The following is a 12272-nucleotide window of genomic DNA, read 5'->3' as shown; positions in this document are numbered from 1 at the left end:
ACGTGAGCATACCGGATGCGGCGTATATCGACCTTGAGCGAGCTGGTGAAGTAGCTGTTGACCACCTTGATCAGGATGAGAGCCGAGACAAGGCTTCGTTAGAGTTGTCTCCGCAAGAGCGCGGCCGGCACGCAAGATCGAGCCGGTGTTCACTTGATATCGAACTCGCTCAGTTCGAGCGTGACCTCATCCGCGAGCGCATAGCGTCGAATTGCGAGCTGCGTAAGCGCGCGGGCATAAAGGAGGCCGCAGGTCCATGGTCATACTCGACATGCTCGCCTCATCTCGTGCTACTCTGGTTACAAGCATCACCATGCGCCAGGCTGCCGCTCGTAGGAAGATGTGCCTCCGTATTTTTTTGGGTATTAATATTATTTTATATTTCGTTTGATCCAATAATTTATACTTTCTCTAGAGCGAACGGCATTATTCATGAGATAGAATGGAACCTCGTTATCATTCTTTGAATTCAATATATTTGGCGTAAGTGGAGCTACTTCATCATTGATACTGAAAATTTGTATTTGGAAATTTTCTATTTTATCATGGATTATTTGTAGTATGTCTATGCTATTTTCTGTATGCAAAACGTCCTGATTTCTTAGATCGCCATCTACATTTCCAATGACTACCGAAAATCTTGCATCTGATGTCTGTGATATCTGAAGCAAATTTTGTATATTTAGTCGACAGTTGTCCGACTTAATTTCAAATTTTTGCGTCGTTGCAAGTGTATCACCAGTCATGAACTGCTTGAATGTACGCCGTTTTAGCGAAAACCAGTTGCTAAAGTGATTTATTTCATCTTGTCTCTTCCTGTTAAAAGCTGATCCCATGTCGTCGATAACTGTATTAGGGCCGCCGCGTGCGAAGTACCCGAAACGGAGATCAAGAATGCCCATATAAGCCTCGTTAACCAAAAACTCTGCCGACCGAGTCGCGATCTTTTTGCCTGCAGGCCCCGTACTGGTTGGGTGTCCGCCGCGAGCGGACGGTTTGTAGCGAAAGGGTTTAACGCAATGGTTGAGTTCGGTACTGCGGTTGAGCTCGATGGTGAGCAGATCGTGCCGACCCAGGTGGGCGACATGAGCCTGCAAGTGCCCTTGAGCGACGTTGAGGAACTCGCGATGGGAGTGGTGGGAGCGCGCATCGATGATGCGATCGTCCCCTCGCCGACCCGCCCGGGCTGCTTCAGCATCAGTCTGAACGCCGTGGGGCTGACCCGTGTCGTGGTTACCCAGGAAGAACTGGGCCGCATCGTCCAGCGCTGCCGTGTGATCACGAACATGGCCTAATTATACGAGGGCCGGAGCTGCTACGAGCGGCTCCGGCCCTCTGCCTTGGGTCCGTCGACGCCACGAAGAGGACAGCGCGACTTCTGCATGCTGAGCAACGCTAAGGCGGACTGAACCGTGAACGGGCTGGCTCAGGCGACCCGACGGGTCGTTCGGCCGAGATTGAGCGGGCGGCGACCGTGCGGGAGCGCCGCGGCGCGGTCCCAGAGGAAGTCGCCGGAGAAGGCGATGTGCTCCCAGCCCACGGGTGAGGTGTGGGCCAGAACCTCGTCACGGACCTGTTCGCCGGCGCCCCGGAGATGATCGACGCCATCGGCGATGTAGGTCGTGTTCCACCAGACGATGGACGCGATCACGAGGTTGAGACCGGAGGCCCGGTATTGCTGCGCTTCATGCGAGCGGTCGACAAGGCGGCCCTGACGGAACGTGTAGAGGGCTTGCGTGAGTTGGTGGCGTTGCTCGCTCTTGTTCAATCCGGCCTGGCAGCGCTGGCGCAAGACAGGGTTCTCGAGCCAGTCCAGCATGAACAGGGTGCGCTCGACCTTCCCGACCTCCTGCAGCGCAAGGTCGAGCTGGTTCTGCCGCTCGTAGGCGGCCAGCTTCTTCAACATGACTGAGGGCGCGGCGTGGCCGGCCTTCAGCGAGGCTACCAGGCGCAGGATCTCGCCCCAGTGCTCCCGGACGACATCGGCGCGGACCTTCTTGCCGAGCAGCGGCGCCAGCGCCGGGTAGGCGGTCGGTGGCGCGATGGGAATCAATCGTCGGTCGGGGAAGTCGCGCAGGCGCGGACAGAACCGGAAGCCCAGCATGGCGCAGAGTGCGAACACGTGGTCGGTCGCGCCGCCCGTGTCGGTGTAGTGCTCGGCCAGAGGCAGGCTCGACCCGTGGTGGAGCAGGCCATCCAGGACGTAGGGCGCCTCGTGCGTCGCGGCCGAGATCACCCGCACGTGGTAGGGGGCATGCTGGTCGGAGACGTGGGTGTAGAAGCTGAAGCCGGGATCGACGCCATAGCGGGCGTTGATCTCGCCGGCGGCGGCACCCCGCTTGCCGGAGCGGAAAAACTGGCCGTCGGAGCTGGAGGTCGTCCCGTCGCCCCAAACGGCGGAGATCGGCAGGGCGTGGTGGGCGTCTATGATGCGCGCGAGTGCGGCCTTGTAGGTCTCCTCCCGGAGGTAGGCGTCGGCGGTCCAGACGAGCTGGTCGCGGGTCACCCCCTGGCTGGCCTCAGCCATGCGCGCGAGGCCGAGGTTGGTCGCGTCAGCCAGGATGGCGGCGAGCAGCGCGTTCTCGTTTGGACACGGATCGCCGGTGCGCAGGTTGGTAAAGGCGGAGAGGAACCCCGTGCCGCGGGCGGCTTCATGGAGGAGCTCGGTGATCCGGGCGCGCGGCATCAGTGCGTCGAGCCGCTCTGCGAGCCGTTTCGCCTCAGGCGTGGCGATCGCCCGGACAGGGGTGATGGACAACCGGCCGTCACGCATTGCGACGCCATCGAGCTTTCCCTTCCCGAGCCGATCCGCGAACCGCTTCAGTCGGCGGTCGAGCTCGCGAGCGCGGCTTTCCAGCCAAGCGTCGGCCGTCGCGGGGAGACCCAGTTCGGAGGTGATCGGAACCACCTCGGCCGAGGCCAGCATGTAGCTGTCGAAGCGCCGGTAGGCCGACGAACGTTCGACCCACACGTCGCCCGAGCGGAGTTTGTTGCGCAGGTGGGCCAGCACGGCAGTTTCGTAGAGGCGCCGGTCGATGCGGCCGTCCGCGCGGATCACCAGGGCGTGCCACTCCTTCTTGAACGGCATGGGCGCATCGCGCGGGACCTCACGTCGGTGCGTACCGGCCAGCTCGCGCAGGAGGTGCACGGCCGCGACCGTCTTGTCGCTCCCACAAGCGGCCTTGAACTCGAGCGCTTCCAACAGCGCCGGTGCGAACTTGCGAAGAGTGGCATGGCGATCAGCGGCGCGCACGAGCGGGTCGACGCCGGCGGCGTCCGCGATCTCGGCCACCTCGCCCCGCGCCCGCAACAGCTTGGCCCAACCAACTGCCTCGTCCACGGCATGCAGCGGATCCTCGCCCGCGCCGGCTGCGGCTACGAGCGCGTCGATGGTGCCGCGGAACATACGCATGAGCCGCCCGACGTCGCGCGCTGTGGAAGTATACTGGCGCGCCTGCGCATTCTTGGCCCGAGTGAAGGCGCCCCCGATCAGCTTGTCAGCCATCTCGATGGCGGCGTCGATCAGCCGAGCCTCGAGGTCGAGGAGCAGCGCCACGATCGTCGCTCGCCGGCGTGCCGTCGTATAGCGGTCCATCAGGTAGGCCGGAGACAGGCGGCCCTCGCGCGCCAAGCGCGCGAGCCGGTCCGGATGCACACGACTCTCCGCGAGAGGGTCGATGCCGAGGGCGCGCACGGCCTGCAACTGGGCGAGGATGTCGCCGACATGGTCGGGCTTTGCCGCGACCGGGATGGTGCGCAGCTCGGTCAGCCGGGTAAGACCGGTTCTCGTCCCCACGCTCGACAGGGCGTCGAGCGCCCTGATCTGATCGGATCCCAGCCCCGCCAGCAAGGCGGCGTAGGTCCGCGTGCGCGCCTTGGCCCGACCGGTCACGCCCGCTCGCTCGATCGTCGCGGGGGCAGGCAGCATGATCTTCGCCTCACGCAGGGCAGCGATCATGGCCGTCACGATTACCCCGCCCTTGTCGGTGGCCCAGGAGGCAGCGGCGGCGGCCTCGATCAGCAGCGGAAGATCAGTGCGGGTTGCCGACCGCAGCCCCAGTGCCGTCGCGACCTCACGAGCGTGGTCGGTCCGGGTCTGGTCCCGCGCGCCGTAGGCCCTGAAGATCTCGGCCGGGATCCGGAGCTGCTCGGCGACGAAGGCCGTCATGGGCGCGAGATCGACATCCGGCTGCACCGCGACCTGGGCGAGCGTCAGCCCAGGATGGCGTAGCAGGGCCAGTTGAACGCCGAACCCGAGCCGATTGCGATCCTCACGTCGGGTCCCGATCAGATCCAGGTCGGCGGCCTCGAAGGTGTAGAACCGCGCCAGATCATCGCGCTCGGTCGGGACGCCGAAGATGCGGCGGCGCTCCTCGGCGCTGAGCAGGTCGCGTCGTCCCATGGACCGCTCCTGAGCGTCCAGAGAACGCCGACGATGATGATGGACAGCGAGGCCACTAGGGACGCATTCTGTGGACGGAGTCGACGGCCCGAGAAGCGCAATAGCGCGATCGTCCACAGAACGACCGGTTGAGAGACGGCGTCCCCATGGCAGATGTTCTCGGTTATGCCCGCGTCAGCACCGGCGACCAGGACGTTGCCGGCCAAGCCAGACGGCTGGAGCAGGCTGGCGCCATCCGGGTGTTCACCGACGTTCGGTCTGGCAAATCGATGGACCGCCCCGGTCTGATCGAACTCCTGGCCTATGCACGCCGCGGCGACACGCTGGCGGTGGTGCGACTCGACCGGCTCGGCCGCTCTCTCGCGGAACTCATCTCCGTGGTCGAGCAACTGAAGGGCCGCGGTGTGGCTCTCCTCAGCCTGGAAGAGAAGCTCGACACGTCCTCGGCCGCCGGGGAACTCATCTTCCACGTGTTCGGGGCCATTGCGCAATTCGAGCGTCGGCTCATCGCCGAGCGCACTAAGGACGGGATCGCAGCAGCCCGCGCCAGGGGAAAGGTTCCTGGCCGCCAGCCTGTGGACGCCGACAGGGTGCAGGCCGCGCTGAAGCTGGTCCAAGCCGGCCTTTCGCCAACGAAGGCCGCCAGCCAACTTGGTCTTGGACGATCGACCGTCTACCGGGAAGTCGCCGCCGCAGGGCTGGCACGCCTGACCTGAAGATGGCCGTTCTTGCTCCGTTCGGCCTTAGCGTTGCTCAGCGTACATCCGTCGCGCTGTCCTCACGAAAGCAAGGTCGACCGGTGGGCGAGGGCCTGTCGCAAACTCGGGTCCAAGCCGCAGAAGGGGCTCTGCCGCCCCGCTTTCACGCTTTGTTCGCGACGGGAAATCCGAAGCAGCAGGCGAGCAGCTGGTTCTGCTCCCGCACCGTCCAGGCACCCGCAAACCCGAAGCCCTTGCGCAGCCACAGCATGGCTTCGAAGCCCCGGATCGTGCGCCGGGCCGTGTTGAACGACCGGAACCCGCCGACCCGCGGCATCGCCCGCTTCACTCGGAAGTGGTCGCTCCCGATCCCCTGCTGCAGGTGCTTGGTGACGTGGTGGGTGGGCGGGCGCGGCAGCACTAGGTCACACATGCAGATCTGATTTGGGAACGGCTGCCCTCAGTCATGACTGAGAAAGACAGCGTACAGTGATCAACCCCCAACACGCTCGTGGTCGCCGAGCTAGCTCTCGACGGCCTGGATCCGTCTCAAGCCGGCTCCATCTATGATGTACATCTTGATTGAGGCTCGATCACAAGGTTATCGCCATAGTGCTGGTCGAGCTGATGTTGAGCATCCATCAGGACACTACGACGCGAGAGCTCGGCGCACGGCATCTGGCTCACGCTCGATGACGCGTAAGAGCGTCTGCATCGTGGCGTCAGGTCGACGACGCCCTTGCTCGTAGGCTTCCATCGTCCGTGCCGAGATCCGAAATTGTCGCTCGAACTCCTTCGTTGACGGAGCCACCTTGCGCCTGATCGCTTGCACCCGCTCAGGCGTCAGCACATCGTCGGGCACCTCATAGCTCTCGGCTTCGACCTCACCACGCAGGTAGGCGGCCATCTCCTGAAACGCCTCGACCAGATCGTCACCGACCCAAGAGCCGTTAGGCTGCTGAGGGCTCTGCGTCATGGTTCGACTCCTTTGATGCTCGCGATCGCTTCGAGGATCGCCTTCCGTTGCTCCGGTGAGAGGTCATCCCGCTCATTCTTCGGGTAGGCCGTCATCATGAACAGCACTCCTGGCGCGACCGCGACGTAGTAGACGGTGCGCCCACCCCCGCTCTTTCCACGTCCAGGCAGAGGGAAACGCGCTTTACGAGCCCCACGTAGACCACGGATCATGGGGTGCGCTTCAGGGGCTCGGACGATCGACAATTCGATCGCAGCCTGAGCCTCCTCGCTAAGCCCCATGCTCCTCATCGCCCGGACATAGGGCTTCAGCCGGACAACTTTCATGGCCCCATACTACATCACTGTGTTACGACATTGTAGGGGTTTGCACTAACTTCCACGCACTTTGAACGACGCGTGGGGGTGCGCCTTGACCGACCACGGCCTTTCCCGCGCAAGAGGTCGCTGCCTTTGGCATGCTCTGATCAGGGGGAGCTTTTGTCCAAGCTTTGCCTGGTTTCTCAGATCAGCCGGACGGCCTTGCCTTTGTCGATCTCGGCCTCGTTGTAGTAGCGCGCCGCCTGCTGCACCGAGCGGTGCTGCGAGAGATGCATCGCTTCGGGCAGCGGCACGCCCTGCTTCCCGGCCTCGGTCATGAACCCCGACCGCAAGCCGTGCGCCGAGAACAGCGCCGGGTCGAGCCCAGCCCGGGCGCAGCGTGCCTTCAGGATCGCGTTCACGCTCTGCGGGTCGAGCGCCGTCGCGCCGAGCCGGCCCCAGCGGTCGATGCGCCGGAACACCGCCCCGCTCTCGATCCTGGCGAGCGCCAGCCAGTCGAGCAGGGCGTCTGCCGCTCGCCCGATCACCACCACGCGGGCATCGTCCTCGGCCGTGGTCGTCTTGGTGCGGCCGAGCCGGATCGTGAACTTCGCGACCATGGGGCTGTCCGGGTCGGCCGGATCGCGCGGCACGGGCGCCTCGCGCACCAGATCCTCGACCCGTAGTCCCGCCACCTCGGCCCGGCGTCGGCCACCCGACGCGAAGGCGACCAGCAACAGCGCCCGATCGCGCACATCGACCAGACGGTGTTCGTACAGGCAGGTGGCGAGCAGCTTCTCGATCACCGCGGCGGTCACCGCCCGCGCGCTCTTGCGGGAGCGAGGCCGGCGGTTGGCCCGGACAGCAAGGGAGAGGGCGGTGCGCAGGCGGGGAGCCTTGAAGGGTCCTTCGACGCCGCGGAAGCGGTGCAGCGTCGACCAGTGGGCGAGGCGCCGGCGCACCGTCGAGACCGCGTGCGGGCCGGCGACCCGCAGCAGGCCACGGGCCCGCAGGTCATCCTCGACGGTGCTGGGCATGCCGTGGCGGGAGTCGCTCTCGCGCTCGGTTGGGTCCCAGAGGTGATGGGCGACGAACTTCAGCGCCAGGGCCTCGGTGGCAGGCCAAGGCAGGGGGTGGCCCGTGGCAGCGACACACCAAGCCTCGAGGTAGCCGAGGTCGGAGGCCAGCGCCCGCAGGGTGTTGGCTCCCATGCCGGAGCGGGCGAGGTGCTTGAGGGTGGCGGCGTCCTCGTCGGTGAGGAGGGCGGCCAGGCGCTCGCGGGCATCGAAGGGCAGGAGGCCTGCCAGCGCATCCAAGTCGCGCTCTCGGGCGAGGGTCGGGTCCGGAAGGAGGGCAGGGGCGGGATTGGGCATGGCGGATGACGCGGACAAAGGGGGGCTGAACCGCATCAAAGCCGATTTCCGCGTCCGCGTCTATCACCACCGATAAGGGCAAATTATCAATGGTCAGGGCAGCACTCACGCAGTGATGCCGGTGCGCGAAGCAAAATGCGTTGTCGCTTCCGTGACGACGCGTTGGTACAAGAAGAACAATGGTTTACCGCCTGCTAGAACCGCTCCCCTGGACCGCCCTCGCCACGCCGCTGGCCGCCGCTGAAGACGCCCTCGCTCGTCTCGACCAGCTCCTCGCCACCAGCCCTCTCCGCGACGGCTGGTGCGCCCGCACCGACTTCGCCGACGCCTGCGCCAGCCTCGCCCTCCACGGCGACCTGGTCCTCCTCGAGGACCTCGTCCTCCACGACGCCGGTCGCGATCGGCACGCCCCCTCGCAGGAGCTCACCCGCGCCCACGCCGTCCTGCGCACCCGCCGCCGTATCGCCACCGCCGAGCCCGGATGGGCTACCAGCCCCACAGGTCTCGCCGTCCTATCCGAGGATCCGGATGGAGCGGGGGACCGCGACCAGGCCCCGATACCAGACGGGCTGTCACTCGAAGCCGCGGACAGGGAGGGGGATTTTGCGGACGTCGATGACGCCTTCGCAGCCGAGCTCGCCGACATCGACGCCCTGATTGCCCGTTCTAGCCGCCTCCTCACCGACCCCGGTCCGGTGAGAGAGAAATCGGCCATGCTCTACGATCCGGAGTGGGGTGAGACCGACCGCCTCAGCAACTGGCGCCAAGTGGTCGCCGATACCCGCACCCTGCCGCCGGTCCTTGCCGCCACCATCGCCTACGATGCCTGGACCGCCCTCGAGCCGCTCCAGCACCGCGCCTGGTTCGGATCCCTGCTCGCCGCCGACCTCCTGCGCGCCCGCGAAAAGGCCCGACACCACCTGCCCACTCTCGCCAACGCCCTCCGCCGCGTGCCCCGCGACCGCTGGCTCGTGCGCGACCCGCTGACCCGCTGGCTGGCTGTCCTCAGCGCCGTCACCGCGGGTGCCGAGCAGGGCATGAGAGATCACGACCGATGGATGCTGGCGCGCGAGGTCCTGCAGGCGAAGGTGCGGGGCAGGCGGGGGAGTTCAAGCCTGCCTCGCCTCATCGACCTCGTGCTTGCCCGCCCGCTGGTATCCACCACGACCATCGCAGACGAGCTCGGCGTCACACCTCGCGCCGCCCAGACTCTCGTGGCCGAACTCGGCCTGCGCGAGCTCACCGGGCGGGGGCGATACCGGGCATGGGGGATCTTATGAGTCGATGTCACGGGTGCGGCGGATCCATGAGCTTCGCAGCGCTGAAGTTGCCGTCGATGGCAGCGGTCCGGTGTGACAAAGTACTGACGAAGGAGTTTATTCTTGAGATTGCCGGGGATCATATGCCGGCAGGGACTTGTCTGACGCCGGCCGTCCTCCATAGGACTTTCCGTGTTCGGATCTGGATGGATCCTCGCGTCAGAAAGGATTTACGTGTCGGACGAGCCCCAAGCCCAACAGCCTGAATTCATCGACCTCGTGGCCGATATCGTGTCGGCCTATGTGAGCAAGAACAACGTCCCGGTCGCCGAACTGGCCGGTTTGATCGCCTCGGTACACGCTTCGCTGAGCGGCCTCGGCCAACCCGCCGCCGCGCCGGCCGAGGACCACAAGATCACACCAGCCCAGATCCGCAAGTCTGTCACCCCGGACGCCATCACCAGCTTCATCGATGGCAAGCCGTACAAGTCGCTCAAGCGGCACCTGACCTCGAACGGCCTGACACCCGACGAGTACCGCCAGAAGTACGGTCTGCCGCGCGACTATCCGATGGTGGCAGCCGCCTACGCGGCCCAGCGCTCCGAGCTCGCCAAAAGCCTCGGCCTCGGCCAACTCCGGCGTGATCGGGCGGCAGCCAAGAAGGTGGCTGAGAAGCGGGCCACACCCGATCCCGTGGTCACCGCGTCGGCCGACGCTAAGCCTGTACGCCGCGGCCGGCCGAAGAAGGCCGAAACCAGCGCAGCCGAGTGACGTCGGATCCTACCAATCCATGGCGACGACAGAGTGCCCGGCGCACGCTGTCGCTCTCGGGCGTGCTCCTCGTTGCGGGAGATTTCGTGATCGCCGCGGTTGGTGTGTATTTCGCCGTTGAGGATGTCGTCCTCCACTGGATCAGGTAGGCGTATCGCCTGCTTAGGGTTGTGCGATCCTGTATGATGCTCGATACGGTGCCATTGTTCGCTCGTGAACCGAGCCATGCAGTGGGAAAGCTTTCCGTGTCGCAACAAGACCAAGGCTCATCGGCTACTCTCGTTGGGCTCGCCGCTGACATCGTGTCGGCTTACGTGTCCAAAAACTCCCTTCCGGTTGCGGCGCTGCCTGACCTGATCGCGTCGGTCCACACCTCGTTGACGAACCTGGGGCAGGCAGTTGCCGAGGAGCCCGAGAAGCTGACCCCGCCGGTGCCCATCAAGAAGACGGTCACCCCGGACTACCTGATCAGCCTCGAGGACGGGAAGCAGTACAGGTCACTGAAGCGGCATCTCTCTACGCGCGGTCTCACCCCGGAGGAATACCGCCGCAAGTGGGGCCTGCCGCATGACTATCCGATGGTAGCAGCTACCTACGCGGCTCAGCGCTCGGAGCTTGCGAAGAACAGCGGATTGGGCCGGCCCCGCAAGGCAGCCTGAGCCCTTCCCAACTACCCCCTGACGACCGGCATCACGCAAAGACGACAGGGGTGCAGACGGGCTCGACCGGTCCAGTAGGGTAGTCCTCTATGGACCGGGACGGCGGCTGCAATGGCCGAGATTGGGAGCATTTTACTTACATTTGAATGCCTGACAGGGTTTGCTGACACCCGCCGGCATTCGCGGCTCTCGCGTAAGTCGCGTCAGTCCCAGCCGGTCCGCCGTCGTGTCAGGAATGGGTCGTTTTTCATACATCCCAATCCCGCCAGCAGAATGACTGCTCGGGGTCGCAAGCAGCTCCTCATACGATCAAGCTGATTGGATTTTGACCCTATGCGTCCACGATGATCCGCGGAGTGAGCGGCACGGTGATCGTGCACAGGAGGCCACCCTGCGCGAGGGTCAGCTTCGTCTGCCCACCCAACTCGTGCGGCAGCATCCGCTCGAGCAGATCGAACCCGAAGCCGCGCCGAGGCGGATCACTCGGGAGGGGCACCCCGGTCTTGGTCAGCCCCCGTCGGAGTGGTCCGCCCTGAAGTATGGCTTTGAGCCGACGGAGGACGGACGCGATGGGAACGAAGAAGCACAAGCCGGAAGAGGTGGTGGCCAAGCTGCGGCAGGTGGACGTGCTGGTCTCGCAGGGGCAGAGCGTGGCTGATGCGATCCGGGCGATTGGCGTGACCGAGGTCACGTATTACCGCTGGCGCAAGGAGTTCGGCGGGCTGAAGTCCGACCAGGTGCGCCGGATGAAGGAGCTGGAGACCGAGAACCAGCGGCTGCGCAAGGCGATCGCGGATCTCACGCTTGACAAGCTGATCCTGCAGGAGGCCGCCCGGGGAAACTTCTGAGCCCCGCGCGCCGGCGCGCCTGCATCGAGCATGTCCGGACCGTGCTAACGGTCTCCGAGCGGCGCGCTTGTCGCGCCCTCGGACAGCATCGCTCGACGCAGCGCAAGCTGCCGCGGGGGAGAGACGACGAGGCGGCGCTGCTGGCCGACCTGGTCGAGTTGGCGCGCCGGTATGGCCGCTACGGCTACCGCAAGATCGCCGCCCTGCTGCGGGCGGCGGGCTGGCTGGTCAACGACAAGCGAGTGGAGCGGCTGTGGCGGCAGGAGGGGCTCAAGGTGCCGGCCCGTCAGCCCAAGAAGGGTCGGTTGTGGGACGGGGATGGCTCCTGTGTCCGGCTGCGGCCCGAGCACCGCGATCATGTCTGGTCCTACGACTTCGTCGAGGCGCGCACGCATGACGGGCGCAAGGTCCGCCTGCTGAACGTCATCGACGAGTTCACCCGCGAGTGCCTGGCGATCCGGGTGGCCCGCAAGCTCAAGGCACCGGACGTGATTGATGTGCTCTCGGACTTGTTCATCCTGCGTGGCGTACCTGCGCACGTTCGCTCTGACAATGGACCGGAGTTCATCGCCCAATCTGTGCAGAAGTGGATCACCGCCGTGGGCGCAAAGACGGCCTACATCACGCCTGGCTCACCGTGGGAGAACGGCTACATTGAGAGCTTCAACGCGAGGTTGCGGGACGAGTTGCTGAATGGGGAGATCTTCTACTCTCTGCGGGAGGCGCAGATCCTGATCGAGAGCTGGAGGAGACACTACAATGGGGTTCGGCCGCACGCCTCGCTGGGCTACCGCCCGCCGGCCCCGGAGGTGTTCGTGCCAGCCTTAACCGCTTGGCCGGCTGCGCTCACCCGACCGGCTCCGCCGGCCAAGCTACCCGTGGTGAAAAGGCCCACGGTCCACTAACATTCCACTCGGGCCACCTCGTGGGGGCTGATCAGCCTTGGACACCCGGGCGTAGCCGATCACGGTCGTCATTCATACGTCC

12 protein-coding genes and 1 pseudogene are annotated in these 12272 nt (G+C 65.0%); 6 read left to right on the top strand and 7 right to left on the bottom strand.

Annotated elements, in window-relative coordinates; translation table 11 throughout:
* Nucleotides 1–371: 371 nt before the first annotated feature.
* Nucleotides 372–902, bottom strand: coding sequence for a hypothetical protein (locus tag DA075_RS36275; protein ID WP_123834605.1), 531 nt, complete (start codon nt 900–902; stop codon nt 372–374).
* Nucleotides 903–1019: 117 nt separating this feature from the next.
* On the opposite strand from DA075_RS36275, the gene DA075_RS35010 reads away from it, so the two are divergent.
* Nucleotides 1020–1295: a hypothetical protein gene (locus DA075_RS35010; protein WP_048463589.1), complete on the top strand. Its 276-nt coding sequence runs from the start codon at nt 1020–1022 to the stop codon at nt 1293–1295.
* Nucleotides 1296–1426: 131 nt separating this feature from the next.
* On the opposite strand, the gene DA075_RS35005 is transcribed toward DA075_RS35010, so the two are convergent.
* Complete coding sequence (locus DA075_RS35005) at nt 1427–4402, bottom strand: Tn3 family transposase (protein WP_099955289.1); 2976 nt, start codon at nt 4400–4402, stop codon at nt 1427–1429.
* A gap of 146 nt (nt 4403–4548) precedes the next feature.
* Here DA075_RS35005 and DA075_RS35000 point away from each other — a divergent pair, with 146 nt between their 5' ends.
* Nucleotides 4549–5118, top strand: a complete 570-nt coding sequence (locus tag DA075_RS35000) for a recombinase family protein (protein ID WP_009867463.1) — start codon at nt 4549–4551, stop codon at nt 5116–5118.
* Nucleotides 5119–5263: 145 nt separating this feature from the next.
* On the opposite strand, the pseudogene DA075_RS34995 reads toward DA075_RS35000, so the two are convergent.
* From DA075_RS34995 to DA075_RS34980, 4 genes and pseudogenes are all read right to left on the bottom strand, one after another.
* Nucleotides 5264–5521: pseudogene (locus tag DA075_RS34995) on the bottom strand (DDE-type integrase/transposase/recombinase); the annotation flags it as partial.
* Nucleotides 5522–5749: 228 nt separating this feature from the next.
* Nucleotides 5750–6076, bottom strand: a complete 327-nt coding sequence (locus tag DA075_RS34990; protein WP_099957644.1) for a helix-turn-helix domain-containing protein — start codon at nt 6074–6076, stop codon at nt 5750–5752.
* Nucleotides 6073–6288 (bottom strand): type II toxin-antitoxin system RelE/ParE family toxin, encoded by a 216-nt coding sequence (locus tag DA075_RS38745; protein ID WP_236012880.1) that lies wholly within the window; start codon nt 6286–6288, stop codon nt 6073–6075. The genes DA075_RS34990 and DA075_RS38745 overlap by 4 nt, the downstream gene beginning before the upstream one ends.
* Before the next feature lie 290 nt (nt 6289–6578).
* Complete coding sequence (locus DA075_RS34980) at nt 6579–7748, bottom strand: site-specific integrase (protein WP_099957643.1); 1170 nt, start codon at nt 7746–7748, stop codon at nt 6579–6581.
* Between the two features lie 179 nt (nt 7749–7927).
* Here DA075_RS34980 and DA075_RS34975 point away from each other — a divergent pair, with 179 nt between their 5' ends.
* The 3 genes from DA075_RS34975 (at nt 7928) to DA075_RS34965 (ending at nt 10437) form a co-directional block, all read left to right on the top strand.
* Nucleotides 7928–9028 carry an RHE_PE00001 family protein gene (locus DA075_RS34975; RefSeq protein WP_099957642.1) on the top strand — a complete coding sequence of 367 codons (1101 nt, stop codon included), beginning with the start codon at nt 7928–7930 and terminating at the stop codon, nt 9026–9028.
* A 213-nt stretch (nt 9029–9241) separates the two neighbouring features.
* Entirely contained in the window at nt 9242–9778 is a 537-nt protein-coding gene (locus DA075_RS34970) for a Ros/MucR family transcriptional regulator (RefSeq protein WP_099957641.1), read from the top strand.
* 182 nt (nt 9779–9960) lie between these two features.
* Complete coding sequence (locus DA075_RS34965; RefSeq protein WP_395413968.1) at nt 9961–10437, top strand: Ros/MucR family transcriptional regulator; 477 nt, start codon at nt 9961–9963, stop codon at nt 10435–10437.
* A 331-nt stretch (nt 10438–10768) separates the two neighbouring features.
* Here DA075_RS34965 and DA075_RS36930 read toward each other — a convergent pair whose 3' ends face one another.
* Nucleotides 10769–10933, bottom strand: coding sequence for a hypothetical protein (locus tag DA075_RS36930; RefSeq protein ID WP_164712606.1), 165 nt, complete (start codon nt 10931–10933; stop codon nt 10769–10771).
* Nucleotides 10934–11006: 73 nt separating this feature from the next.
* Between DA075_RS36930 and DA075_RS34960 the strand changes: the two genes are divergently transcribed.
* Nucleotides 11007–12190 (top strand): IS3 family transposase gene (locus DA075_RS34960; protein ID WP_099957640.1). Its coding sequence is split into 2 segments (ribosomal slippage): nt 11007–11271 and nt 11271–12190, totalling 1185 coding nucleotides; the frame shifts between segments, so codons are not numbered across the junction.
* The last annotated feature ends 82 nt before the right edge of the window (nt 12191–12272 follow it).

This window comes from Methylobacterium currus, assembly GCF_003058325.1.
Taxonomy (GTDB): domain Bacteria; phylum Pseudomonadota; class Alphaproteobacteria; order Rhizobiales; family Beijerinckiaceae; genus Methylobacterium; species Methylobacterium currus.
This window is presented reverse-complemented; position numbering and strand designations above follow the sequence as displayed.

Bases quoted from the DNA above. Each gene is read 5' to 3' on its own strand.
- DA075_RS36275 (WP_123834605.1), bottom strand. From the start codon at position 902: ATGGGCATTCTTGATCTCCGTTTCGGGTACTTCGCACGCGGCGGCCCT.
- DA075_RS35010 (WP_048463589.1), top strand. From the start codon at position 1,020: ATGGTTGAGTTCGGTACTGCGGTTGAGCTCGATGGTGAGCAGATCGTG.
- DA075_RS35005 (WP_099955289.1), bottom strand. From the start codon at position 4,402: ATGGGACGACGCGACCTGCTCAGCGCCGAGGAGCGCCGCCGCATCTTC.
- DA075_RS35000 (WP_009867463.1), top strand. From the start codon at position 4,549: ATGGCAGATGTTCTCGGTTATGCCCGCGTCAGCACCGGCGACCAGGAC.
- DA075_RS34990 (WP_099957644.1), bottom strand. From the start codon at position 6,076: ATGACGCAGAGCCCTCAGCAGCCTAACGGCTCTTGGGTCGGTGACGAT.
- DA075_RS38745 (WP_236012880.1), bottom strand. From the start codon at position 6,288: ATGATCCGTGGTCTACGTGGGGCTCGTAAAGCGCGTTTCCCTCTGCCT.
- DA075_RS34980 (WP_099957643.1), bottom strand. From the start codon at position 7,748: ATGCCCAATCCCGCCCCTGCCCTCCTTCCGGACCCGACCCTCGCCCGA.
- DA075_RS34975 (WP_099957642.1), top strand. From the start codon at position 7,928: ATGGTTTACCGCCTGCTAGAACCGCTCCCCTGGACCGCCCTCGCCACG.
- DA075_RS34965 (WP_395413968.1), top strand. From the start codon at position 9,961: ATGATGCTCGATACGGTGCCATTGTTCGCTCGTGAACCGAGCCATGCA.